This window comes from Streptomyces sp. OR43 (assembly GCF_008042275.1).
GTDB lineage: Bacteria > Actinomycetota > Actinomycetes > Streptomycetales > Streptomycetaceae > Streptomyces.
Genome location: NZ_RDBK01000023.1, coordinates 106819 through 132834, shown reverse-complemented (window position 1 = coordinate 132834; position 26016 = coordinate 106819). Strand labels below are relative to the sequence as shown.

Annotated in this window: 16 protein-coding genes; 5 read left to right on the top strand and 11 right to left on the bottom strand. The window is 71.7% G+C overall.

Annotated elements, in window-relative coordinates:
- Nucleotides 1-73 precede the first annotated feature (73 nt).
- Nucleotides 74-1006, top strand: a complete 933-nt coding sequence (gene argB / locus EAO72_RS12395) for an acetylglutamate kinase (RefSeq protein WP_148017344.1) — start codon at nt 74-76, stop codon at nt 1004-1006.
- 128 nt (nt 1007-1134) lie between these two features.
- On the opposite strand, the gene EAO72_RS12390 is transcribed toward argB, so the two are convergent.
- Both EAO72_RS12390 and EAO72_RS12385 read right to left on the bottom strand, forming a co-directional pair.
- Complete coding sequence (locus tag EAO72_RS12390) at nt 1135-1656, bottom strand: GNAT family N-acetyltransferase (RefSeq protein WP_410090249.1); 522 nt, start codon at nt 1654-1656, stop codon at nt 1135-1137.
- An 80-nt stretch (nt 1657-1736) separates the two neighbouring features.
- Entirely contained in the window at nt 1737-1949 is a 213-nt protein-coding gene (locus EAO72_RS12385) for an MbtH family protein (protein ID WP_148017343.1), read from the bottom strand.
- 215 nt (nt 1950-2164) lie between these two features.
- Between EAO72_RS12385 and EAO72_RS12380 the strand changes: the two genes are divergently transcribed.
- The 3 genes from EAO72_RS12380 (at nt 2165) to EAO72_RS42980 (ending at nt 4143) form a co-directional block, all read left to right on the top strand.
- Nucleotides 2165-3322, top strand: coding sequence for an alpha/beta hydrolase-fold protein (locus EAO72_RS12380; RefSeq protein WP_148017342.1), 1158 nt, complete (start codon nt 2165-2167; stop codon nt 3320-3322).
- Nucleotides 3323-3526: 204 nt separating this feature from the next.
- The gene (locus tag EAO72_RS42985) at nt 3527-3865 is read left to right on the top strand and encodes a hypothetical protein (protein WP_261991443.1); all 339 of its coding nucleotides are present in this window, start codon (nt 3527-3529) and stop codon (nt 3863-3865) included.
- Nucleotides 3865-4143: a GNAT family N-acetyltransferase gene (locus EAO72_RS42980; protein ID WP_261991442.1), complete on the top strand. Its 279-nt coding sequence runs from the start codon at nt 3865-3867 to the stop codon at nt 4141-4143. The genes EAO72_RS42985 and EAO72_RS42980 overlap by 1 nt, the downstream gene beginning before the upstream one ends.
- 41 nt (nt 4144-4184) lie before the next feature.
- On the opposite strand, the gene EAO72_RS12370 is transcribed toward EAO72_RS42980, so the two are convergent.
- From EAO72_RS12370 to EAO72_RS12335, 8 genes are all read right to left on the bottom strand, one after another.
- Nucleotides 4185-5885, bottom strand: coding sequence for an ABC transporter ATP-binding protein (locus tag EAO72_RS12370; RefSeq protein ID WP_148017341.1), 1701 nt, complete (start codon nt 5883-5885; stop codon nt 4185-4187).
- Nucleotides 5872-16770 (bottom strand): non-ribosomal peptide synthetase, encoded by a 10899-nt coding sequence (locus EAO72_RS12365; RefSeq protein WP_148017340.1) that lies wholly within the window; start codon nt 16768-16770, stop codon nt 5872-5874. Before EAO72_RS12365 ends, EAO72_RS12370 begins: the two co-directional genes overlap by 14 nt.
- 61 nt (nt 16771-16831) lie before the next feature.
- A complete protein-coding gene (locus tag EAO72_RS12360) occupies nt 16832-18619 on the bottom strand; it encodes an ABC transporter ATP-binding protein (protein ID WP_148017339.1) in 1788 nt (595 codons plus the stop codon).
- 40 nt (nt 18620-18659) lie between these two features.
- Nucleotides 18660-19718: an iron-siderophore ABC transporter substrate-binding protein gene (locus EAO72_RS12355; protein WP_148017338.1), complete on the bottom strand. Its 1059-nt coding sequence runs from the start codon at nt 19716-19718 to the stop codon at nt 18660-18662.
- Between the two features lie 114 nt (nt 19719-19832).
- Nucleotides 19833-20675, bottom strand: coding sequence for an ABC transporter ATP-binding protein (locus tag EAO72_RS12350; protein WP_148017337.1), 843 nt, complete (start codon nt 20673-20675; stop codon nt 19833-19835).
- 39 nt (nt 20676-20714) lie between these two features.
- Nucleotides 20715-21782, bottom strand: a complete 1068-nt coding sequence (locus EAO72_RS12345; RefSeq protein WP_148017336.1) for a FecCD family ABC transporter permease — start codon at nt 21780-21782, stop codon at nt 20715-20717.
- Nucleotides 21779-22837: a FecCD family ABC transporter permease gene (locus EAO72_RS12340; protein ID WP_148017335.1), complete on the bottom strand. Its 1059-nt coding sequence runs from the start codon at nt 22835-22837 to the stop codon at nt 21779-21781. The genes EAO72_RS12345 and EAO72_RS12340 overlap by 4 nt, the downstream gene beginning before the upstream one ends.
- A 136-nt stretch (nt 22838-22973) precedes the next feature.
- On the bottom strand, nt 22974-24296 hold the full coding sequence (locus EAO72_RS12335; RefSeq protein WP_148017334.1) for a lysine N(6)-hydroxylase/L-ornithine N(5)-oxygenase family protein: 1323 nt from the start codon (nt 24294-24296) through the stop codon (nt 22974-22976).
- A gap of 249 nt (nt 24297-24545) precedes the next feature.
- Between EAO72_RS12335 and EAO72_RS12330 the strand changes: the two genes are divergently transcribed.
- Nucleotides 24546-25493 (top strand): methionyl-tRNA formyltransferase, encoded by a 948-nt coding sequence (locus EAO72_RS12330; RefSeq protein ID WP_148017333.1) that lies wholly within the window; start codon nt 24546-24548, stop codon nt 25491-25493.
- 161 nt (nt 25494-25654) lie between these two features.
- Here the strand turns inward: EAO72_RS12330 and EAO72_RS12325 are convergent, their stop codons facing one another.
- On the bottom strand, nt 25655-26008 hold the full coding sequence (locus EAO72_RS12325; RefSeq protein ID WP_148017332.1) for a hypothetical protein: 354 nt from the start codon (nt 26006-26008) through the stop codon (nt 25655-25657).
- Nucleotides 26009-26016: the final 8 nt, after the last annotated feature.

Genomic DNA, 26016 nt, shown 5'->3' with positions numbered 1-26016 from the left:
ACGGCGGGATCGCCACCTGGACCCCCTTATTCAGGTTAGGCTCAGCTAACTTATCGAACGGGGTGGGGCAGACATGGCACCGGTCGTCACAGATCGCGTGAACCCGGACACGGACGCGTCGACCGGGTCGGCGGGCAGGCCCGCGGAACCACGGCCCCGTGTGGTCGTCGTCAAGTTCGGCGGCAACGCCATGGTGGACGCGAGCCTGCAACACCTCTTCGCCCAGGACGTCGTGGAACTGTGGCACGCGGGCCTTCACCCGGTCGTCGTGCACGGTGGCGGGCCACAGATCAGTGCGATGCTCGACCGCCTCGGCCTGGAGAGCCGCTTCGAGGCGGGGCTGCGCGTGACGACGGCGGAGACCATGGATGTGGTGCGCATGGTGCTGTCCGGCCGGGTCCAGCGGGAACTGGTCGGCCGGATCAACGCCCATGGGCCCTTCGCCGTGGGCCTGACGGGCGAGGACGCGCACACCATGACGGCGGTGCGACGGCCCGGCTATGTGGACGGCCGCCCGGTGGACATCGGTCTCGTCGGAGACATCGTGGACGTCAACCCCGGCATGGTGCGCACGCTCCTGGAGCAGGGACACATCCCGGTGGTCTCCCCCGTCGCCCGCGGCGAGGACGGGCAGGTCTACAACGTCAACGCCGACCTTGCCGCGTCCGCGCTGGCCGTGGCCCTCGGGGCCGAACGGCTGGTCGTGCTCACCGACGTGGAGGGGCTGTACGCGGACTGGCCGCGCAGCACCGAGGTGATCAGGCATTTGACGGCCGACGCACTGGCCGCGCTGCTGCCGGAGCTCGCGAGCGGGATGCTGCCGAAGATGGAGGGCTGCCTGCGGGCCGTCCGGGGCGGCGTGCGCAGAGCCCAGGTACTCGACGGCCGGGTACCGCACGCGGTGCTGCGCGGCGTGCTCGGCGAGAACGGTCCCGGCACCACGGTGGTTCCGGGCACTGCCCTCGCGCCCGGCACCGGCCCTGACCGCGACCTGAGCACCGTGTGACCACCGGCGGTCGCGATACGGGCAGCCACTCGACGTCAGGGGCTCGGCGCCACCGCCGCTGACACGTGCGGTGCGGCGAGCGTGCGTGCATGGCGTCGCCGGGCAGGCGGGATGTTCGAGAACACGCCTTAGACGGCCCTCGCGAGGATCCGGGCGCCCCGCCGCGGATCCAGCGACTCCGCCCAGGTACGGGGCGCCAGACATGCTGCCGTCGCGGTGAATCCGTACCGCTGGAACAGGCGTCCGCCGCCGGTCGTCGCAGTGAACAGCGCACTCAGCGACCGCGCACGTGCACTCGTCAGGGCGGAGCCCAGCAGCACGGCCCCCACTCCGCACCCCTGCCGGTGCGCGGCCACACAGAAGTTGTACAGCACGCCCGCGGGTGCGCCGCTCTCCGCCGGACCGGCCGGGTACAGGCGCAGACCCACACAGCCTTCGAGCCGGCCCGCGGGGCCCACGGCCACCAGGAAGTCGGCCGCGTGGGCGGCGTAGAGCGAGACGGGGCGCTCCCGCAGCGCGCCCGCACGGACGAAGGGCCGGGACAGGGCGGCGAGTTCGCCGGCGTCCTCCGCGCGGGCGAAGCGTACGGAGGGGGCGGGCGCACGGCGCGCCCGCGCCGCAGGGACGGGGCGCGGCACGGTCGTGGTCAAGGCATTCCTTCCCGGGTTCCACGAGCGGGCGGCAGCACGGCCGGGCGGCAGCCCCCGGCCGCGGGCCGGTGCTGAGCCGGTCAGGCGTCCGCGGGGACGGTGAGGGAACGGGGCCGCAGGTCCGTCCAGTTGGTCTCGACGAAGTCCAGGCACGCCTCCCGGGTGTTCTCCTCGAAGGCGATCATCCAGCCTCCGGGCACGTCAGCGAAGGACGGCCACAGCGAGTGCTGGCCCTCATCGTTCACCAGGACCAGGAACCGGCCGTCGGGGTCGTCGAACGGGTTGGTGCTCATGTGTCAGTACCTCCTCGGGTCCGACGGACCGGTGACGGCCGCGCCGAGCGTGTGCCTCTGCCCGCCGGCGGGCCGGCGGCGCCCCCGGGAGCGGGCCCGGAGAGCGGGTTCGAATGAAGAGCCAGGGATATGGAAGGAGAAGTCCAACTTAGGTTAGGCTCCCCTAATCACCCAGAGCTTAGCCTTTCCTCTTCCCCTCTCACAAGGAGATGTTCATGCCCCCGGTGACCGAACGGATCCGCGCCGAGAGCGACTTCGCCGGCTTCGGGCTGAGCGGCGCTCCCGGCACCGACGCGTTCTGGGCCGCGGCACGCACGCCCGCTGCGGTAGCCGCCGGCGACGGCGGCTGGGTATCGCTGTTCCTCTGGCGCGGCTCTCCGGCGACCGTCGACTTCGAGAGCTGGTCGGAGCCGGTCCCCCTGCGCCGGTGGCGCGACACCGACTGCTGGTACGCCGAAGTGCCCATGCCCGAACGGCTCCACGTGACCTACCGGTTCCTCGTGGACGAGACGCCGCATGCGGACCCGTTCAACCCGGCAGGCGCCGGACTGGACCGTTCCGTCGCCGCGACCCCGGACGCCCCCGCCCAGCCGCACTGGCCCGTGGTCGGCGCCGACGACGTCCTCCCCGTCCCGCACACCCGGCTCCGCTGGAACAGCGCACGGCTCGGCGGACGACGCACGGTGCGCATCCACCCGGCGGGTGGCGGCGGACCGGTGGTGCTGCTGCTGGACGGGGACGACTGGCTGTACCTCCATCCAGCCATGGCCGCCTTCGACTCCGCCGTCGCCGCGGGTGAGATGCCGCCCGTCACACTGGTCTTCCTGCCGGCCAAGGACCGGGCAGCCGAGTTCGCGGGCGGGTCCGGGCTGTGGGAGGCCGTCCGCGACGAACTGCTGCCGCTCGTCGCGGAGTCCGGGGTGGTCGCGGACCTGAACCGGCTGGTGGTGGCCGGCCAGAGCCTCGGCGGACTCAGCGCGCTGACCGCGGCGCTGGACTTCCCGGAGCTGGTCTCCCGGGTCGCCTGCCAGTCGGGGTCGTTCTGGTGGGCACCCGGAGCGCCGGACCGGCCGGACCCTCTCGACGGTCCGGCCGGCGGCTCCGTCGCCGCACGGCTGCGGGAGCGCCCCGACCTGACCGGGCTGCGGGTCGCGTTCGACGTCGGGGAACACGAGACGCGGATGCTCCCCCACTGCCGGCCGGTCGAGATCCTGGCCGAAGAAGCGGGCGCGACGGTACGCGTGTCACGGTCGCCGTCCGGCCACGACCGGGCAGGCTGGCGGCACGCCCTGCTCAGAGATGTCGCCTGGGCCCTCGACGGGCCGCTCCACACCCCGGGGACCACGCGAGCGGGCGCTTCCGCGGGGTCCTGAAGGCCGTGAGGCGGCGTTGATCATCAGCCGCTCCACTCCGGGCCCGGTGGTGCCGGGCCGCTACGTGGCCGGCCGGCATCGACTGCCACCCCGACGCGAAGTCGGCGGCTCGGTGCCGCCGGCCCGTCGCGGACCGTTGCCGCCGGGCGCGGGGGCGGAGAAACGCGTGGGCCCCGTGGGCCGTCCGCCCCTGGCATCCGCCGCATGAACCAGGGCACCGGGATCGCGGACGACGAACGCGACGAAGAGACCGCGAGGGAAGTCTCCTGGCACGCCGAGTCCGTCGGACTCGCACCGGTCGACCTGGACGACGCCGAACTCCTGCACCATTGGCGTGCGGATGCGGCGGCCGCCCACGAGATCGGGTTCTGGCCGCGCTCCCTCACCGCGATGCGCGAGCGCATCGAGCGCGACATCGACGACGACGATCGCGACGACTTCCTCGTCCTGCTCCCCGACTCCACCCCCATCGGCCCTATCGCGCTCAGCGGCCAGGACATCGTCAACGGCACATCGCCAACGGCACGGCTCAGATCGAGCTGATGCCGGCCGCGGAGCATCGTGGGAGGGGCCACGGCACCCACGCCCTCGACGCCCTGGTGGACCTGGCGTTCGGCGAACTCCCCCTGCACCGCCTCACCGCGGAGACCCACACCGGCAACGCCGCCGCCCTCGCCGTCCTCACCGGATCCGGCTTCGTACGCGAAGGGGTCAGCCGCGCCGCGTGTCTTCATCGCGGACGACGGCACGACCTCGCCCTGCTCTCACTGCTGCGCCCCGAGTGGGAGGCGCTGGACCGCCCCCGCGCCTGGGACGCCTGAGAGACGGCAAACGCGTTCCCGCATCAAGGGCCCCCGGCCGCTCACCTCGCCACCGCCAGGCAGTAGGCCTCGTCGGTGGCGAGGAGGTTGCGATGGGTGTCCTCGGCCGTGATGATCCCGTCGTCCAGGACGAGCACCCGGTCGGCCGCGTCCAGGACCGCCGGACTGCTGGAGATCACGAGGGTGGTCCGGCCCCGGCGCAGCTTCACGAGGTTGCGCGCGATCAGCTGCTCGGTGACCGCGTCCACGGCCGTGGTCGGATCGTGCAGAACGAGGACGTCGGTGTCGGCGGCCAGGGCGCGGGCCAGGGACAACCGCTGGCGCTGTCCGCCGGACAGATTCGCGCCGCGGTCGCGGATGGCGTAGTCGAGCCCGTCGCGGTGGAGCGCGACGACATCGGTCAGCATGGACGCCTCCACCGCTTCGGCAACCGTACGGCTGGTGCCCGCCGGGTCGATGTTCGTACGGAGGGTGCCCGCGAAGATCTCCCCGTCGTACGGGTTCACCAGCATGTGTGCACGGACGGCCTCGACCGGCAGGTCCGCGATCTCCCGCCCGCTGATCCGAACCGTCCCGTCGTAGTCCTGCGGCGGGACGTTCACGGCCAGGATCGACGCGAAATCGGCTGCCGCGCGCGGCTGATAGGCGGTGATCGCCACGAACTCGCCGGCTGCGACGCGGAAGTTCAGCTTGCGCAGCGTCCCGTACCGGACGCCGTCGATCTCCAGGTCCCCGCCCGCGGAAGGGCGCTGCGGGCCCAGAGCCGCCACCGGCGGCGCCGCCAGCACCAGGGCCATCCGCTCGGCCGAGGCCCGTGCCATCATCACGTACTTCGGCATCTCCGAGAACATCTTCAGCGGTTCCATGATGAACTGCGCGAGGCCCACCGCCATGACGAGTTCCCCGATGGTGATCCGGCCGTCGAAGGCCAGCCAGCCGGCCGTCAGGGTCACGGCGGCGGCCAGGACCGCGTTGAGGGCCTGTGCGGCGCCGGCGTACGCGCCGTTCACCTTGGCCACGGTGATCGCCTGGTGCTTCGCCTCCGTACTGACCTTCCGGTAGGACACGAACGCCGCGTGATTGCCGCCGAAACCGTGCAGCGGGCGGAGGCCGGAGATCAGGTCCGCGACCTTCGCACCGGCCCGCGCCACCCGGGCCTGCTGCTCCTGGGTACTGGCGCCGATCCGTTTGGACATCACGCTGAGGATCGTCAGGATCACGACGGTTCCCATGATCACGAGCAGTCCGAGCCGGAGGTCCGCCAGCCCCAGGGCGACCGCCGCGACCACGACCGCGACCAGTGAGCTGATCAGCAGCGGAACCACTTCGATGATGTCGGCGGTGGAGTCGGCGTCCTCGGTGGCGATGGTCAGCACCTCACCGGACTTCAGATCGATCTTCCTGTCCACGGGCTGGAGTCCGCACTCCGCGACCCGCACCCGCCAGCGGTGCGCCTCCGTCGTGTTGGCCTTCTGCAGGACGCGCATCCCGAACCGCCACGACAGCGACACGGTCGTGATGATCACGGCCAGCGCGCCGATCGACACCCCGAGGGAAGCGGGGCTCCGGTCCTGGAGGGTGTACTCGACGATCAGGCCGAGCGCGATGGGGAAGGCCGTCTCGCCGGCCTGGTACAGGCCCATGAGGACGGTGCCCCAGGTCATGGCACCGAGGTTGCGGCGCAGCGCCGTCCGCAGGATGCCGGCTCCGTCGAGGGGCCGGTGGGGGTCAGGAGTGCGCATCGAGGTGACCGGCAATCGCTTCGGGGGTTCGCAGGGTGAGCAGGTCGCGGATGGTGATGACCGGACCGTACTCCCGGCGGAGCAGCCCGATCAGGCGGACCGCCAGCATGGAGTGTCCGCCGAGGGTGACGAAGTCGCTGACCGCGCTGACCTCGTCGTCGTCCAGGTCCAGTGCCTCGGCGAAGAACTCGCACACCGTGATCTCGGTGTCCGTCTCCGGTGCGCGTTCGGCTGCCGTCGTCAGCACACCCAGCGGCCTGGCCTCCGGGAGCGCCTTGGTGTCGGCCTTGCCGTTCACGGTCAGCGGGATGCGGTCGACCTGCGCGTAGTGCGTGGGGCGCAGGAAGTCGGGGAGGGCGGCGCCCACTTCGGCGGCGACGGATGCCAGATCGGAGCCGTCGAGCACCAGGTAGGCGGCCAGCCGGTACGCTCCGTCGACCTGTGGGTCGGGCTGCGCGACCGCGGCGGCGAACCGGACCGCCCGGTGGGCGGCGAACGCGGCCTCGACCTCGCCCGGTTCGACGCGGTGTCCGCGGATCTTGACCTGCTGGTCGGTCCGGCCCAGGTACATCAGGTTGCCGTCGGGCCGGCGGACCACCAGGTCCCCGGTGCGGTACATGCGCTCGCCCGGTTCGCCGAACGGGCAGGCCACGAACCGGTGCGCCGTCTGCGCGGGCTGGCCGAGGTAGCCGCGGGCGATGCCGACGCCCGACACGTACAGCTCGCCCGGCACGCCGTCCGGCAGGGGCCGCAGCCACGGATCCAGTACGTACACCTCGGTGTTGTCGATCGCCACGCCGACCACCGGGTCCTCGCACTCGAAGGTGCCGACGCCGAGGGTGTTGATGGTGTACTCGGTGGGTCCGTACAGGTTGTACCCGGCCGTGCCCTCGGTCTCCGCGAGCCGCCGCCACAGTGCCGGGGTGACGGCCTCTCCTCCCAGCAGGACGAGCGCGGGCCGCCGCCCGGGGGTGTCCAGCAGTCCCTCGGCCACCAGTTGCTGCGCATAGGTCGGCGTCACGTTGATCACGTCGATGCCTTGCTCCAGGCAGTACTCGACCAGCCGGGGCGCGTCGCGGCGCAGTTCCTCGTCGCAGATGTGCACCTCATGGCCGTCGGCGAGCCAGAGCAGCTCCTCCCACGACATGTCGAAGGCGAACGACACGGTGTGCGCGATCCTGAAGACGCGGTGCTCGTGCTCCGCCAGCACCGGTTCGAAGATCCGCCGCTGATGGTTGATCAGCATGTTGGTGAGTCCGGCGTACTCGGTCACCACACCCTTGGGCTTCCCGGTCGATCCGGAGGTGAAGATCGTGTACGCGGGGTGCCGCAGCCGCTCCGGATCGTCCGGCGCGAACGTGCGGAACGGTTCGGCTTCGGGCAGCGGCCGGTCGAGCTCGATCAGCTCACCGGTCAGCCGGGGCGACACCGCGCTGACGGTGAGGGTCACGTCCGGGCGGGCGGCCTCGACGATGGCGGCGATCCGCTCGTCCGGGTGGTCGAGCTCCAGCGGCACATAGGCGGCTCCGACGCGCAGTACGGCGAACAGCGCCACGATCGACTCCAGGGAGCGCGGGATCGCGAGGGCCACGGTCCGCTCCGGTCCGATTCCCCGGCCTGCCAGCACTCCGGCCACCGCACGGCTGCGGTCCCGGAGCTCGGCGAAGGTCAGGGCCGAACCGTGGGCGACGAGGGCGACGCGCCGCGGGTCGCGGTCGGCCGCCCGGTCGAACCGGTCGACGACGGTGTCCGTGCCGACGTCCGTACGGGGGGCCGCTCCGGGCAGTGTGCCCACGCCGGGCAGCGCGCCGACCGGGCCGGCGGACCGGGCCAGGTCCTCGAGTATCCGGAGGTAGCCGTCGAGGAGGCGGCGGGCGCCCTCGGGGTCGTCGTCGCGGTGCTCCAGCTTGACGGTGAGCCGGTCGCCGGGCGTGACGACCCAGGTGAACGGGTAGTGGGTCGAGTCGTCGGCCTGCACCGAGGTGATGCCGTGCCGGGCGTTCATCTCGGCGAACGCGTCCAGGTCCAGGAAGTTCTGGAGCACGAACAGGTTGTCGAACAGGGTGTCGTGGCCGCTCGCCCGCTGGATCTCGCCGAGACCCAGGTGCTCGTGCTCCATGGCCTCGACCCGGGCCTCCTGGACGGCGGTCAGGTACTCCCGGACCGTGTCGTCCGGCCGGGCCCGCGTCCACAGGGGCACGGTGTTGAGCAGGACGCCGACGATGCCGGACAGGCCCTCGCCCTCGCGGCCGGAGACGGTCACGCCGAACACGGCGTCGCCGCGGCCGGTGTGCGCGCCGAGCAGAAGGCCGAACGCCCCGGTCAGTACCGAGTTCAGTGTGACGCCGTGGGTCCGGGCCGCCTGCCTCAGCAGGTCGGACAGTTCGGCGGACATCGTGTGGACGAGCGCGCGCGGCAGTTCGTCCGTGACGGCCGGCCGCTCCCCGCCGAGCAGGGTGGGGCCGGTCAGGCCGTCGAGGTGGTCCGCCCAGAAGCGTTCCGCCACGGCGGGATCCTTGGCGGCGAGCGCGCGGGCGTAGTCCTCGAAGCCGGGCGAGAGCGGGGTCGCGGCCGGCGGCCGGCCCGTGAGGACGGCCCGGTAGGCGTCGAACAGCTCCCGCAGCACGATCTCGCGGGACCAGCCGTCCCACAGCAGCAGGTGGTAGCTCAGCAGCAGGCCGTCGCGGTCACCGGGCAGGCGCACCACGGTCAGCCGGATCAGCGGCGGCTCCTCCACGTCGAATCCGGTGTCGCGGTCCCGGGCCCGCAGGGCGTCGGCCTCGGCCTCCGTCGCGACGGTGACCGTGCGGACGTCTACCCGGCGGCCCGCCCTGAGGACCTGGACCGGGTTGCCGCGGTCATCGGTGGTGAAGCCGGCGCCCACGACGGGGTGCCGGGCGATCACGTACGCCATCGCCTCGGCGAGCGCGTCGGTGTCCAGGCGGCGGTCGAACGTGAAGTAGCTCTGCGCGACGTAGTGTCCGGCCGTGCCCGCCATCTGGGCCTGGAAGTACAGGCCGCGCTGGAGAGGGCTGACCGGCGCGGTGCGCTCGGCCGTGGTGGAGGCCTCCGCGACGCGCTCCAGCGCGGTCAGCCAGTGCGCGGTGATCTCGTCGGGGATGCCGTCGGCGAGGGTGAAGGCCGCGTGCAGGCTGCCCGTGGTGTCGTCGGTCCAGGCGTTGACCTCGACGGCGTAGGGGCTGCCCTCGTCCGCGCCGGTGAGCTGCGGCGCCCGGGACTCGCCGCCGCGGCCCAGGTAGTTGAACAGGACCTGAGGGCGAGCGGTCAGCAGCGGGGCCGTCTGCGGGTTGAGGTATCTGAGCCTGCCGTAGGCGACGTGCCCATCCTCGTCGGGCTGGCGTTCGGCGACTTCGCGCGCCGCCTCGACGGGGTCGGTGTGCGCCGTGAGCCGTACGGGCGCGATGGCGGTGAACCAGCCGACCGTGCGTGTGTAGTCGTGGTGTCCCCGGACAGGGACACGGCCGTGGCGCTCCAGGTCGATCGCGAGGTCGGTGGGTGCCGTCTGAACGTGGGTCAGCGCGGTGCGCAGTGCGCCGCACAGGAGCTCGGTGAGGCCGACGCCGAGTGCGGCGGGTGCGGTACGCGTCACCCGGCCGCTCACGTCGGGCGCGAGCACGACGGTGGTCTCGCGCAGGCCCTCGACGCCGGACAGCAGCGCGGGCGCCGCGAGCGTGGTGATCCAGTCGTCGAGGCCGGTCAGCTCGGCGCTGCGGGCGCCCGTCGCTTCGGCGTACTCGCCGTAGGACGTGGTGGGCGGCGGCAGGGCGGCTCCGCTCAGGGCGGTGGCCAGGTCGTCGAGGAGGATCAGCCAGGACACCGCGTCGACGGCGAGATGGTGCGCGGTGACCACGAGGGTCCGGCTCCCGGGTATCCAGGAGAAGGCGACGACCTCCCCGGACCCGGGGCTCAGGCGCCCCGCGGCTTCGTTCGCGGCGGCCGATGGGTCGCCCGTCTCCGTGCGGAAGACGGTGACCTCGCGGTGGGGCTCGGTACGCAGGGCCCACACGCCGTGATCCACGTCCAGCTTCAGCCGGAGGACGGGGTGCGCCGCCACGACGGCGTTCGCGGCGCGTTCCACGTCGCCGAGCCCGACGCCCTCGGGGACCACCAGCGACCTGGCCTGGGCGAACCGGGCGAGCGAACCGCCCCGTTCCCGCCGGCGCAGGATGATCGGCGTCGGGAGCAGCGGGCCGTCCTCGCGGCGGACGGGTCCGGCGGCCAGGGCCTGCGGTACGCGCGAGTCCAGCTGCTCGGCGAGTGCGCGCGGGGTCTTGAACAGGAAGACGTCGCGCGGTGCGATGTGGAGTCCGAGGGCTCTGGCCCGGTTGATGACCGTGATGGCGAGGATGCTGTCGCCGCCGGCCGCGAAGAAGTCGGTGTCGGCGTCCACGTCGGAGCCTTGCAGCGTCTCGCCGAAGACGCCGGTCAGCGCGCCGAGCGCGCCGCCGGTGGTGGCCGGCGGGACGGCCGTCTGCGGGCCGGCTTCCCGCGCGGCCTGCGCGGCCAGGGCCTCGCGGTCCAGCTTGCCGTTGACGGTCAGCGGCAGCGCGTCCACGCATCGCACCTGGCCCGGCACCATGTGCGCGGGCAGCTTCGCGGCGAGGAGCGCGGTGAGGTCGGCGGGTGCCCGGCCCACGACGTGCGCGACCAGGTGGTCGCCGCTGTCCGCCACCGTGACGGCCGCGTCGACCACGGTGTCGAGTTCCCTGATCGCCGCCTCCACCTCGCCGGGCTCGATCCGGAATCCCTTGAGCTGGACCTGGCCGTCTGCCCGGCCGGCGAACTCCAGCTCGCCGTCGAGCGTCCGGCGGGCCAGGTCGCCCGTGTGGTACATGCGGGAGCCGTCGCCCGCGAAGGGGTTCGCCACGAACCGGCCCGCGGTGAGCCCGGGCCTGCCGAGGTAGCCGAGGGAGACCTGGTCGCCCGCGACGTAGATGGAACCCACCTTGCCGGGCGGCACCGGCCGGAGCCGGTCGTCGAGAAGGTAGGTGTCCAGACCGGGGATCGGGCCGCCGATCGGGCTGACGTCTCCGCCGAAGTCCTCGTCGGTGAGCACCCGGTGGGTGACGTGGACGGTGGTCTCCGTGATGCCGTACATGTTGACGAGCTCGGGCGAGCGGGTGCCGTACCGCTCGACCCAGCCGCGCAGCCGCGCGGGATCCAGGGCCTCGCCGCCGAAGATGATCCGGCGCAGGGCGGCCGCCGGTTCTCCGGCGTGCCGGTCCGCCTCGATGAACCGGTAGAACGCCGACGGGGTCTGGTTGAGCACGGTGACTCCGCGCTCGCGGACCAGCCGGTGGAAGTCCACCGGGGAACGGGTCAGCGCGTAGTCCGGCACGAGCAGCTCCGCTCCGTGCGCCAGCGCTCCCCACAGCTCCCAGACGGCGAAGTCGAAGGAGTACGAGTGGAACTGGACCCACACGTCCTGTGGCCCGAAGTCCATGTCGGCGCGGGTGTGCGCGAGCAGCGCGACAACGGAGGCGTGCGGGACGACGACGCCCTTGGGCCGGCCGGTGGACCCGGACGTGTAGATCACGTACGCGGGGTCCTGCGGGCGGGGACCCGCGGTCTGCGGCGCCGTGCTGTCCGCCCGCGGCAGTTCGTCCCCGAGCACGAGCACCCTCGCCGGGACACCGGCCCGGGCCAGCAGGCCGGTGAAGCGCTCGCGCTGCTCCCGCTCCACGAGCACGGCCTGCGGTGCGGCGTCGGCCAGGATGTACGCCAGCCGTTCGTCCGGGTACGCCAGGTCCAGCGGTACGTAGGCGCCGCCCGCGGTGACGATGGCGACCAGGGCGACGACCTGTTCCGGCGAACGCGGTACGGCGACGGCGACGCGGCCGCCCGGTCCGATGCCGGCGGTGCGCAGCGCCCCCGCCAGCTCGGCCTTCCTCGCGGCCAGTTCGCCGTAGGTGAGGGAGCTTCCGGAGCCGTCCAGCGCGCACTGGGTGACGGCGACGGCCGCCGGGTCGCGGAGCGCGGCGGCGTCGAACAGTGCGGCCAGCGTCGTCGGTGCGTGCGCGGCGGGGCGCCGGTCGTCCTCGGCCGCCAGCTCCTCGACGCGTGCGTCCGGCCGGGTGAGCAGACCGGTGAGCGTGCGGGTGAACGTGCGGAGGATCGTCGCGGCACCGGAGTCCCGGAGCAGCGCAGCGTCGTAGATCAGGTTGAAGCGCGGCCGGCCGTCGTGGGTGCGTTCCACCACCAGCGTCAACGGGTAGTGCGGGGCCCCCTCGTTGACGATGGCGGTGATGACCAGTTCGTCGCCGGGCCGGCGCAGCGCGGCCACGTCGGTCGCGACGTCGAACACGACCAGGGTGTCGAAGCGGGCACCGGCACCGGTCAGCCTGCCGATCCGCGCCAGCGAGACGTGTTGGTGCGGCAGCACGGCGCTCTGGTGTTCCCGCACGGAGGCGAGCAGGCCGGCGGCCGTCGTCGTCGCCTCCCAACGGGCGCGTACGGGAATCGTGTTGATGAACAGGCCCACCATGTCGGCGATGCCGGGCACCTCCGCGTCGCGTCCGGACACGGTGGAGCCGAACACGACGTCGTTGCCGGGCAGGATGCCGCCGAGCGTCACTGCCCAGGCACTGTGCACGGCCACGCTCAGGGGTACGCCGGCCGCCCGCGCTGCCGCGTCGACGTCGACCGGGGGTTCCACGGCCGTGTCGGCGAACCGGTCGGACGGGAGGTGGCCGTCGGCGACGAGCGAGGGGCCGGGCAGACCGGCGAGCTGCTCGCGCCAGACCCGGTCGCTCTCGTCGTCGTCCCGGTCGGCGAGCCAGTGCACGTAGTCGGGGAAGCCGCCGGTCCGGTACGCGGCGCCCGGGCGGTGGTACTCGGCCAGCAGTGTGCGGAGCATCGGCGGCACCGACCAGCCGTCGGCGATGATGTGGTGCACGGTCTGCACCAGCACGTTGCGTCCGGCGCCGTCGCGGATGAGTGTGTAGCGCATCAGCGGGCCGGTGGCCAGGTCGAACCCGGCGCGGCGGTCCCGCTCGGCGTGCTCGCGGATCTCGGCGTCGGTGATGCCGGGGCGGTCCAGCGTGGTGAAGGGCGCCTCGACGCCGGTTTCGAGTACGGAGACGACCCGGCCGTCGGCGAGGGCGGTGAACCGGGCGGCCAGGTTGGGATACAGCGTCAGCAGTCGGGTGGCCGCGGCCGCGAGCCGTCCGGCCTCCACCTCGCCGTCCAGCGTGAGCAGTTGCTGCTCCACGTAGCTGCCGGCCGAGTCGTCGTCGAAGACCGAGTGGAAGTACAGGCCCTCCTGCAACGGGGTCAGCGGGAGGATGTCGCACAGTCCGGGCCCGTCCAGGGCGTCGACGTCGGCCTGGGTGAGCGGGAGCGGGGCGAAGTCACTGGGCGAGTGGCCGCCGCCTTCGAGCGCGGCCAGCCCGGCCAGGGCGTCGCGCAGGTACGCGCCGATGACGGTGATGTCCTCGTCGGTGAACACGCCGTCGGGCCAGGAGATCGTGGTGACGAGTTCGTACCCGCCGGTTGCGTCCGGTTCGGCGATCAGGTTGAACTCCAGGGCGCGCCGCAGGCGCATCCTCGGATCGCGCTTCTCGCCCAACTGCCCGGTGGCACCGGCGAGCTGCCAGTCCCCGGCGGAGCCCGAGTCGAAGCGGCCCAGGTAGTTGAACAGCACCTGGGGTGCGGGCGCCTCGAACCGGGCGCCGGACAGATACCGCAGGGCGCCGTAGGAGAGACCGTTGCCCGGCACGCCGGCCAGGTCCTCCTTGACCGCCTTCAGCGCGGCGGACAGGTACGCCGGCGAGGTGAGGTCGGCCGCGGCCCCCGGGTCGACCGTCACCGGGAAGAGGGTGGTGAACCAGCCCACGGTCCGCGACAGTTCGGGTTCGAAGCCGGCGGCGGCCGCGACGAAGCGTCCCTCTCGGCCGTGGCCCTCCAGCTCGATGTGGGCGAACGTCTGGTCCTGGCCGAGGTCGCGGCGCCACCGGGCGAGGGCCACGGCGAGCGCGGTGAGCAGGACGTCGTTGACGCCCGCGTGGAACTTCGCGGGTATCTCGCCGAGCAGCGCCGCCGTGATCCCGGGCCCGACCGGTACCGTCCGCTCCCGCTCGCTCGCCACCGTGTCGGCGCCGGACAGCGCGCGCCTGCCCAGGGGTCCGTCCGCGCCCGGCAGGGGACGCGCGAAGTAGGCGCGGTCGGCGTCGAATTCGGTGCTTGCGAGCAGCTCGGTCCAGCGCCGGAACGACGTGCCCACCGGTGGCAGTTCGACGGGTGTTCCCGCGCTCGACTGCTGCCATGCCGTGGCCAGGTCCTCCATCAGGACCCGCCAGGAGACGCCGTCGACGACCACGTGGTGGATGACCACGACCAGTTCCCGCGCCTCGCGCCGCCAGACGGCACGCAGCATGACTCCACGGTCCGGATCGAGCCCGTCGGTGGCGAGCCGGACGCAGGCGTCGAGCGGCAGGCCGCTCTCCTGCCACCCGGCGACGGCCTCGTCGGCCTCCGGGATGTCGAAGCTCCAGCGCTCACCGCGCACCAGCCTGGCCCGCAGCATGTCGTGCCGCCGGACCACGGCGGTAAGGATCTCGTCCAGCGCTTCGGCGCTCAGCTCCGGCGGGGTGTTCAGCACCACCGACTGCACGAAGCCGTCGACCGCGTCCGTGACCTCGCCGAGCCACTGGACGATGGGTGAGCCCACGACGGGCCCGGTCGCCACGTCGTCGTCCCGCACCGCGGAGGCGTCCTCGCGGCTCGCGACGGCCGCGAGGGCGCCGACGACGCCGTGGGCGAAGATCTGCCGTGCGGTGACGTGGAGCCCGGCGTCCCGCAGCGCGCTCAGCAGGGAGATGGCCAGGATGCTGTCCCCGCCGAGCCGGAAGAAGTCCTGGTCGACGCCGACCTCGTCCAGCCTCAGGACCGCGGCGACGGCCGCGCAGACCACGCGTTCGTTCTCGGTGGCGGGCTGGAGGACCGGGCCCGCCGAGGTCACCGGTTCCGGCAGCGCGGCCCGGTCGAGCTTGCCGTTGGCGGTGAGCGGGAACTCCCGCATCACGACCGTGTGGGTGGGCACCATGTACTCGACCATGTGCGCGTCGGCCCATGCCCTGACCTCGTCGGCGTGCAGGTCCTCGTGTCCGGCGGCCGGGATCACGTACCCGACGAGGTAGCTGCCGCCCGCCGTGTTCTTCCTGGCGACGACACAGCTGTGCCGTACGCCGGGGTGCTCGGCGAGACCTGCCTCGACGTCCTCGATCTCCAGGCGCATCCCCCGGATCTTGATCTGGTTGTCGGCCCTGCCCAGGAAGTCCAGTGAACCGTCCGGGGCGTACCGGGCGAGGTCGCCGGTCCGGTAGAGCCGGGAGCCGTCGGCGGCGAACGGGTTCGCCACGAAGCGGGATGCGGTCAGGCCGGGCGCGTTGACGTATCCGCGGCCGAGCAGGAAGCCGCCGACGTACAGTTCGCCGCCCACCCCGACCGGGACCGGGCGCAGTTCGTCGTCCAGCACGTACAGCTGGGTGTTGGGGTTGGCCCTCCCGATCGATGTCGACAGGCGTTCCGCGGCACCCCGGTAGATGACGTGCGAGACGCCGATGGTCGTCTCGGCGGGGCCGTAGCCGTGGTACATGGGGATGTCGAGGCGGGTGCGGAACCGTTCGTAGAGCTCGGGGGTCAGTACCTCGCCGCCGCACCACACATGGCGCAGGCTGTCGAGGCGCCCGGAGTCCCCCGCCATCTCCAGCAGGACGTCCAGCATGGACGACACCAGGTAGGTGAAGGTGACGCGCTGTTCGGCGATCACGCTCAGCAGGTGGTGCGGGTCGCGTTCGCCGCCGGGCGGCAGGACCACCAGCCGGCCGCCGCACACCAGCGGCAGGAAGATCTCGTTGATCGAGATGTCGAAGGACAGCGGTGCCTTGAACAGGGACGCGTCGTCGTGACCGAAGTGCAGGATCTGCTCGACCTGCCACAACAGGCGCTCGCTGATGGCCTCGTGACGGATCATCGCGCCCTTGGGCCGGCCGGTCGAGCCGGAGGTGAAGATCACATAGGCCAGGGCGGGACCGGGAACGGTGAGGTCGGGCGCCTCGACGGAGTGGGAAGCGAACGTCCAGTCGTCGAGGTCGACGGCTACGGCCTCCGGCTCACCCGGCTCGCGCTCGCCCGAACTGTTGAGCTGGAGGACGGCCCGGGCGTCCTCGATGACGACCGCGCGGCGCGCGGCGGGCCACATCGGATCGAGCGGGACGAAGGCGCATCCCGCCTGGAGCACGCCGAGCAGCCCGACGACCATGTCGGCACTGCGGCCGAGGGAAATGCCCACGACCTGCTCGGCCGCGAGTCCGCGCTCGATCAGATGGTGGGCCAACTGGCTCGCGAAGTCCCCGACCTGACCGTAGGTCAGTGAGCGCTTTCCCTCGACGATCGCGACCGCGTCGGGCCGCTTCCGTACCTGCTCGCGGAACATCTCCACGATGGTCGGCCGGTCTCGGCCGGCCTCGGTGTCGTTCCACCGGGCCAGATCCTCGATCCGTGCCGCGAGACCGGAGGGGCCGATGGTCCCCAGCGGCCGGTCGGGGAATTCGGCGAGGTCGTCGAGGGCGAGCTGGGCGTCGGCCGGCGAGACGCCTTCCGGAACGGTGATGGTGCGCCGCGCCGCGTCGGTCTCCCATCCGGCGGTCCCGGAACCGCCGTTGGCGGCCCATCCGAGGACATCGGCGAACAGCGTGCCGGGGGCGAGGTCCATGCCGCCGGGGCTCTGCCGGGTCGCCCAGTGGGCCAGCGCGATGGCACACGCGGTGACAAGGGACCCGTCGCTGTGTTCACCGGTCCTCCGGCGCAGGCCGGCCAGGCCCTCCTCGGAAAGCAGTACGTGACGAGCGTCCGGTTCCATCATCGAAGACTCCGCTTCCCATCCGACGAGGTTTCCAACTTAGCCTAGCCTAAGTAAGGTTCACCTAACTACCTTCGCGCCAGGCCCGCCACAGTCGCGCGTACCGGCCGCCCAGGGCCACCAGCTCCTCGTGGGTCCCCTGCTCCACCACCCGGCCTGCGTCCAGCACGGCGATCCGGTCCGCGGCCGTCGCCTGGGTCAGCCGGTGCGCCACGAACAGCGTGGTCCGGCCGGCACACGCGGCGAGCACGCCGCGTTCCAGCTCGGCAGCGCCCTCGCTCCCGGCCTCCGCCGTCGACTCGTCCAGCACCACCACCGGCGAACCGGCCAGCACCAGCCGGGCCAGGGCGATCTGCGCGACCTTGGTGACGTCGAGGCGCTCGCCGCCCTCGCCGACCACGGTCCGCAGCCCGTCCGGCAGCGCTTCGGCCCACACACCCGCACCGACCGTCCGCAGCGCGTCCGTCAACTCCGCATCGGTGGCCTCCGGCGCGGCAAGCCGCAGATCGTCGCCGAGAGGACCGGAGAACACGTGCGTCTCCTGCGTCAGGATGCTCACCAGGGCCCTGGCACCGGCCTCGTCGAGATCCGCGAGATCGTTCGGCCCGATCCGCACCGAGCCGGACTGCGGGCTCCCGATGCCCGCGATCAGCGCGGCGAGGGTCGACTTGCCCGCGCCCGTCGCCCCGACCAGCGCGAGTGAACCGCCGGCCGGAATCGTCAGGCTGACGTCCCTCAGGACCGGGTCCTCGGCGTCGGGATAGCTGAACGTCAGCCCCTCCACCGTCACCCGGTACGGAGCGGCGTCCGCCGGCGCCACGGTGGAGTCGCCCACCAGGCGGTCCTGCGCGTCCTCGCCCAGCACCCCGACCAGCCGGGTCAGGCTCGCGCCCGACTTCTGTGCCTCGTCGAACGTGAACATGATGGCGCCGAGCGGCGTGAACAGCCGGTGGAACATCAGCGGGGCGGCCGAGACTTCGCCGAGGGTGGCGGCGCCGCCCTCCAGCAGGGCGTACCCGACCAGGAGGATCAGGACGAGTCCGATGAACTCGGCACGGTTCTCCCGGCCGACGAAGCGGCCGAAGAACCGGAACACCTCGATGCCGTACTCGCGCACCCGCCACGACTCGGCCGTGACCTTCTCGCGGAACGCGCCTTCCAGGCGGTACGCCCGTACCGTGTCGATGCCGTTCAGACCACTGATCAGCGCCTGGGCCCGGTCGGCCTGAGCGGCACGCTGCTTCCGGTAGAGCGGTGCGGACCGGGGCAGGTACCAGCGCAGGGCCAGGGCGTACGCGGGGAGCGCACCGGCGCCCGCCAGACCGAGCCGCCAGTCGAGACCGAACATGCCGGCCGTCGCGATGGCGACGAGCACGCCCGCCGAGAACACCGTGGGCACGGCGGACCGGATGCCCCGGGACAGCACGGCCACGTCGTCACCCACCCGGGAGAGCACGTCTCCCCGGCCGACCTGCTCGATCCGGGCGCTGGGCATCCCCAGCACCGCCCGGACGGCGCGTTCACGCAGCCGGGCCAGCAGATCCGCGCCGAGCCGCCCGATGAGGTACGTCGACGCCGCGGTGGCCGCCGCTCCGAGAAGCGCGGCGGCGGCCATCAGCACGCCGATCCGGACGAGGAGGGACCGGGGCTCGCCGTCGACCACCCCGTCGACCACCTGACCGAGCAGCAGCACCGGGAGCACCTGGAGCGCGGCCCCGGCCACCGTGSTSASCACGGTGGCCGAGGTCAGCCACGGAACCTCGCGGCAGTGCGCGGCGATCCACCGCCTCGCCTCGCCTCCGGTGGCCGTGCGCAGCGTTGCCGGGACGGCGCGGGTGCCGGTGGTGCTCACACGCGGACCGGGGCGGTCAGGCCGTGGGAGCCGGACGACGTCACTGCTCGGCCGACTTCACGAGCTCGTCGATCGCGTACGGCATCGACAGCAGCGTGCCCTGGGAGATGGCCGCGCCGACCGCCGGACCCTCGCTGTCCAGCAGGTACGACACCCGGCCGTCCTTGACCGCCTTCAGGTTGCTGAACAGCTCGGACTTCTTCAGGGCTTCCTGGTCGGCCTTGTCGTTGATGACGAAGATGCGGTCGACGTCGACGAGGTCCATGCGCTCGGGCGAGAGCACGGTGTAGAACTTTCCGCCCGCGATCTTGTCGATCTCCGTCGCGCCCTTGTAGCCGATGCCCGTCACCAGGCGTCCGCGTACGTCGGTGGTAGTGAACGGCGCCACGGACTTCTCGTACCAGGACAGGGCGACACCGGTCTGGTTCGCGAACTCCGGGTGGGCCTTGGCGGCCGCGTCGAGCTGCGCCTGAACGCCCTTCACCATCGTGGCACCCTCGGCCTCCTTGCCGAGCGCCTTGGCGATGTGGAGCGCGTTGTCCTGCCAGGGCGCGCTGAAGGGCTCCTTCTCCGCCTTGGTGCGGCCCACCGTGGGGGCGATCTTGGAGAGCTTGTCGTACGCGGCCTGGTCGACCTCCGAGTAGACCGCGATGATCAGGTCGGGCCGAAGGGCGGCGATCTTCTCGTAGTTGGGGCCCGCGTCACCGTTCTTCATGATGACCTCGGGGCGGGCGTCGCCCCACTTGTCCTTCACCCAGGGCCACTGGGTGTTGATGTCGGGGGACTTGCCGGCCGGGTTCGGGTACTGGTCCACCATGCCGACCGGCTTGATGCCGAACGCCAGGATGGTCTGGTCGTCCGTGTAGCCGACCGAGACGACCCGCTCGGGCGCCTTCTTGATCTCGGTGGATCCGAACGCGTGCTCCACGGTGACCGGGAACGCACCTGCTGCGGCCGGGGCCTTGTCGCCCGCCTTGTCCGTCTCGTCCTTCGAGTCGGAGCCGCATCCCGCCAGGAGGCCGATGCCGAGGGCGGCGGCGGAGACCGTCGCCGCCAGCCGCTGCCAGGGCTTGGTGAGCATCGTTCTGTGGAGGAGCATCCGGATTCCCTTGCTTTCGCACTGTCCAATGGGCCCCGTGTAAGGGCAGCCAAACCTTAGCCCTATGGGGTGAGGTTAGCCTAGCCTAACCTTTGTATTTCCTTTGCTCAAAACCTAGTTGAGCGATACATGCGTCCGGCCGATCGGCACGATGAGCGGCCGGTCGCCGACCGGATCGTCGATCACCATGGCCCGCAGACCGAACGCCTCCTCCAGCAGCCCGGCGGTGATCACATCGCGGGGATGGCCCTGCGCCAGAATCGCGCCTTCGCGCATCACGACGAGGTTGTCGCTGTAGCGGGTGGCCAGGTTGAGGTCGTGCAGCACCATGACCACGGTGCGTCCCGACTCGTGCAGGTCGTCGACCAGATCGAGCACATCGATGGCGTGCGCCAGGTCCAGGTAGGTGGTCGGCTCGTCCAGCAACAGCAGATCGGTGCCCTGGGCCAGTGCCATCGATATCCAGACGCGCTGGCGCTGACCGCCCGACAGCGAGTCGACGGGACGGTCCGCCAGTTCGGACACCCCGGTCATGGCCAGCGCGGACGCCACCACATCGGCGTCGTCCGACGACCACTGCCGCAGCCAGCTCTGGTGCGGATGCCGGCCGCGGGCGACCAGGTCGGCCACCGTCAGCCCTTCGGGAGCGACGGGGGCCTGCGGCAGCAGGCCGAGCTTCTTCGCCACATCCCTGGTCCTGAGCCCGGCGATGTCCTCCCCGTCCAGGACGACCGCGCCCTTGACGGGCTTGAGCAGGCGGGTCAACGTGCGCAACAGCGTGGATTTCCCACAGCCGTTGGGGCCGATGATCGTGGTGATCACGCCCGGTGGGATCGCGACGTCCAGCTCGTCGATGACGGTCCGCCCGCCGTACCCGACCGTGATGCCTCTGGCCGCCAGCCGGGCGGCGTCCGTGCCCACCGACTCGACCTCGGTGGTGGTGTGGTGAACGGCCACAGGCCCCCCATTCTCCGGGTAGTCCGACTCGTCTTTCATCTATCTGAGATTCGCCCGTACCAGCAGATACACCAGGAAGGGTCCGCCGATCGCGGCGGTGACCACCCCGACCGGGAGGCCGATCGGCAGCGCCGAGCGCGCCACCAGGTCGGATCCCGTCAGCAGCAGCGCACCGGTCAGCCCCGAGGCCACCATCGGCGGTGTCGGGCACCTCGCCAGACGCATCGCCACCTGCGGCGCCACCAGCGCGACGAACGGGACCGGACCGGCCGCACTCACCGCGACCGCGGCCAGCAGAACCGCGCACAGCAGGAGAATGGCCCGCACCCTCGTGAACCGAACGCCCAGGCCCGCGGCGACCTCGTCGCCGAGGTGCATCGGCTTGAACTGGAACGCGACGCAGGCCACGACGGCCAGCAGGACCAGCGAGCACCACAGTGCCACCCGGACCTCGTCCCACGACCGGTTGTCCAGCGATCCGACGAGCCACGCCTGGGCCCGCGCCACATCCCTGATGTCCGCCGAGACCAGCAGCCAGGTCGAGACCGCCTCCGTCATGGCGCTCACCGAGATACCGATGAGGATGAGCCGGAAGCCGTCGATCCCCCGCCGCCACGCGAGGAAGTACACCAGCAGCCCGGCCCCGAGGCCGCCGGCGAGCGCCGCCGCCGAGAGGCCCACGGAGCCGACGACCGCCGCGGCGGTCCCGCCCGACGCCGTCACCAGGAACACCGCGACCATGCCCGCGCCCCCGGTGATGCCGAGAACGTCCGGGCTGGCCAGCGGATTTCGCGCCACGGACTGGGTGATCGCCCCGGACACCCCGAGCGCGATTCCCACGACGAGTCCGGCCATGGCCCGCGGCATCCGCAGGTCCATGACCACGAACTCGTCGACCTGCTCGCCCCGGCCCAGGAGCGTGGCGATCACCCGGGAGAGCCCGATGGGGAAGTCCCCGACGCTGATGGAGAGGCAGAACACGAGGAAGCACGCGGCCGCGAGGAGCAGCGTCACCAGCACGAGCCAGGGCCGCCATACGAACGACATCCGGCCGACCCGCACACCTGGCACCGGCGCCGGCGAAGTCTTCGTCTCTGTCACGTTCATGCGCTCCTGAACTTTCCGCGCCAGACCAGACCCGCGAAGAACGGGGCGCCGAGCAGGGCGACGACGATGCCCGCGTCCAACTCGCCCGGCCGCACCACCAGCCGGCCCACGATGTCGCAGACCAGCAGGACCACCGCGCCGAGGAGACCGGCGTACGGCACCAGCCAGCGGTAGTCCGGTCCGGTCAGATAGCGGGCCACATGAGCGACCATGAGCCCGAGGAAGGCGATGGGGCCGCACGCCGCCGTCGCCGCGCCGGCCAGCAGCGTGATGGCGAGAATGCCGGCCGTCCGGCTCAGCGCGATGTTCACGCCCAGTCCCCGGGCCACGTCGTCGCCCAGGTTCAGCAGGTTGAGGGAGGGCAGCACGGTGAGCGCCAGCACCAGCCCGGCCGCGATGAACCCCGTGACCGGCCAGATGACTTCGAAGCCGACGCCGGCCACGGAACCCGCGTTCCAGAACCGCAGCGCGTTCAGCGACTTCTCGTCCGACAGCGCGACCGCGGTCGTCATGGCCGCGAGGAACACGGTGATCCCCTGACCGGCCAGGGCCAGCGTCAGCGGATTGCCCGCTCCCCTGCCGATGCTCGCCAGCCCGAACACGACGACACCCGCGAGCGCCGCCCCGAGGAAGGCGAACCAGACGTACTGGAACGGATCGGTGAGCCCGAAGACGGCGATGACGGACACCACCGCGAACGAGGCGCCCGCGTTCACACCCAGCAGGCCGGTGTCCGCGATCGGGTTGCGCGTGTAGCCCTGGATCAGCGAGCCGCCGACGCCCAGGGCGATGCCCGCCACCACGGCGAGCACCGTCCGGGGCACCCGCACGGTCTGCACGATGAGCCGGATCTCGGTGAGCCGCTGGTCGGATTCCGGCGCCGCGAACAGCCCGTGCCACACCTCGGCGGGGCTCAACGCCCGCGCACCCACGGCCAGGGACACCGCTCCCGCGACCACGAGGATCACCAGGAGCGTGCCCAGCCCCACGGCCCGCCGCCGGCGGGCCGTCGTCGTGCCCCTGGACGCGGGGCGCTCCACTGCAGTCGTGCTCATGTCGGCGTACGTTATTCCTTTGATCCACTTGGAGGCACCGCGGTCCGGACCTCGGTGAACGGCCCAGCGCGTTTCCGCAACGCCGCGAGTGTGCGTGCCAGGCGTCGCCGGGCAGGCGGGACCTTCACCACACGGCCTAGCCGGTGGCGCCGGCGACCGGTTCGGCGCAGCGGACCAGCAGCGAGTCCAGGATCTCTCCGACCCGTATCGCGGTGTTGGACAGCAGAGCCGACGTGATGCCGTGCGTGTGCTCGGTGCCGCCCTGGAGGTAGATGCCGCAGCGCAGGCCGGAGTCCGTCGCGATGCGGTAGTCGCGCTCGACGCGGAGCCGGCCCTGGTCGTCGCGCAGGCAGCGGTCCGCCAGGTCGCCCAGCAGTCCGGCCGGGTCGGCGGGGCTGTAACCGGTGGCGAGCACCACCACGTCGGCGTCCAGGAGCGTCTCCTCGCCCGTGACGAGGGACCGTACGGTGGCGCGGACATGGTCCGGCGTCTCCTTGACCTCTTCGAGGCGCGACACGTTGAGGAAGCGGAGCCGCTCGGCGCCGAGCACCTTCTCCTGGTACATCTGGCGGTAGAGGTCATCGATCAGATCGATGTCCACCACGGAGTAGTTGGTGTTGCCGTGGTAGTCCATGAGTCTGCGCTTGACGCCCTCGGGCGCGTCGAAGTACTCGTCGACCGCGCCGGGGTCGAAGATCTTGTTGGCGAAACTGCTGTCGTCGGCGGGGCTGTAGCCGTAGCGGGAGAAGACCGCGCAGACCTCGGCCCCGGGGAAGCGCCGGTGCAGGTAGGCGACGTTCTCCGCGGCGCTCTGCCCGGCACCGACGACCACGAACCGTGAGGGCGAGGTGCCCTCCAACGTGTCGACCTTCGCCAGCAGTTCGGAGTTGTGCCAGACGCGTTCGCCGCGCTCCACGCCCTCCGGTACGAGGGGACGCAGCCCGGTACCGATGACGAGGTTGCGGGCCCGGTGCACCGTGAGCCCCTCGCCCGACCGGACCGTGACATCCATGTATTCCACGACACCGTCGACGAGGACCGGCGTGACGCCGACGACCTCGTGGTCGTAGGAGACCATGCTGCCGACCTGCGCGGCGGCCCACTCGAAGTAGTCGTGGAACTCCACCCGCAGCGGGAAGAGGTTCTTGTGGTTGATGAAGTCGATCAGGCGCCCCTTGCTCTGCAGATAGCAGAGAAAGCTGAACTCACTGGACGGGTTCCGGAGCGTCACCAGGTCCTTGAGGAAGGAGACCTGCATGGTCGCGTCGTCGATGAGCATGCCGCGGTGCCAGCCGAACCGCGGCTGCTGCTCGAAGAAGTGAGCGCTGAACGCCTCCGAGGCTCCGCCCCTTGCGTTGTGCTCGCTGATCGCGATGGCCATGGCCACGTTGGACGGCCCGAAGCCGATGCCAATGAGGTCGTGGACCGGTGGTGCGTCGCCAGGACGAACCTGTGACATGTCACTCCCATCGTGCGGGGAAGCCGCCTGTCAGGTGTGGGGAACGTGCGATAGACGGGCACGCCGAGGGAGCGACCCGGTGGAACTTAGGTGAGCCTAAGCTAATCCTGTGAAGCTGTCGATAGAGCGAAACCGGCCAATCGAGACCGCCGGGGCCGGTCAACTCACCCACCGCACCCGCCCATTGCCAGATTAGGTAAGGCTTGCTTTACTGCTGTCGCTCCATTCCCACACTGAGGAGGAACCCCCATGCGGGTCGTCATGTTCGGTTACCAGACCTGGGGGCACCGCACCCTGCAAGCCCTCCTGGACTCCGAGCACGACGTGGTGCTGGTCGTGACCCACCCCAAGAGCGACCACGCGTACGAGAAGATCTGGAGCGACTCCGTCGCGGACCTCGCCGAGGAGCACGGCGTTCCGGTGCTGATCCGCAGCCGCCCGGACGACGAGGAACTGTTCGAGCGCCTCAAGGAGGCAGAGCCGGACATCATCGTGGCCAACAACTGGCGGACCTGGATCCCCCCGCGCGTCTTCGCCCTCCCCCGCCGCGGCACCCTGAACATCCACGACTCGCTGCTGCCGAAGTACGCCGGCTTCTCGCCGCTGATCTGGGCCCTGATCAACGGCGAGCGCGAAGTGGGCGTCACCGCGCACATGATGAACGACGAGCTCGACGCCGGCGACATCGTCCGGCAGGAGGCGGTCCCGGTCGGACCGGCGGACACCGCGACCGACCTCTTCCACAAGACCGTCGGCCTCATCGCCCCGGTCACCACCGGCGCGCTCGACCTCATCGCGGGCGGGCAGACGGAGTTCACCCCCCAGGACCGTTCCCTGGCCAGCTTCTTCCACAAGCGCTCAGCCGAGGACATCCGCGTCGACTGGTCCTGGCCGGCGCAGGACCTCGAACGCCTGGTGCGCGCCCAGTCCGAGCCGTACCCCAGCGCCTACGCCTTCCACCGGGGCAAGCGCCTGGAGATCCTTGCCGCTGTGGTGTCCCAGGGCCGCTACGGCGGAACACCCGGCCGCATCTTCTACCGCGAGGGTGAGGGCGTGGTGATCGTCGCCGGCGCGGACGCCCGCACCGGCCGCAACCACGGCCTGGCCGTGACACGCGTGCGCACCGAGGACGGCCGGGAGATGCCCGCGACGGAGTACTTCACCTCGATGGGCGGATACCTGACCAGCCGCCCCTGACCCACGGGGTCACGCGACCCCCGGCACGGACCGCGCCTGCCGCGAGCGGAGCCGTGGCGGTACTCCTCCGGGAGCCCGCCACGCTCTTCGCACGGGGCGGGGGCGTTGGTGTGCCGGCCGGAGCGGGGCCGGAGGGCCCACCCGCCGCCTCACGGGCCGTCTCACGCGCCCGGCGGGGAGAGCTTGCGCCGCGTCTCCTCGGCGTCGGGCACCGAGACCGCCAGTCTGCTGAGCGGTGAGCTGCGGTGCAGTTCCACGCACAGCACCGGGCCGCCCGACCGCACCAGTGTGAAGTCCTGGCCTTCGCGATGTTTCCGGATGCCCGCGCACAGTCTGCCGGGCACGCAGGTGCCGCTCTCGCGTTCACCGCGCAACGCCCGCCACCAGTCGGGCTCGACGTACACGTGGCGCAGAGCGGACACGGGCACCCGCACGTCCCGGTGGCGGGCCGCCGCCTTCTCCCACCACGACAGTCGTACGACGATGTCCGCACCCTCGGTCAGCACGCGCGCCACGGGTCCGC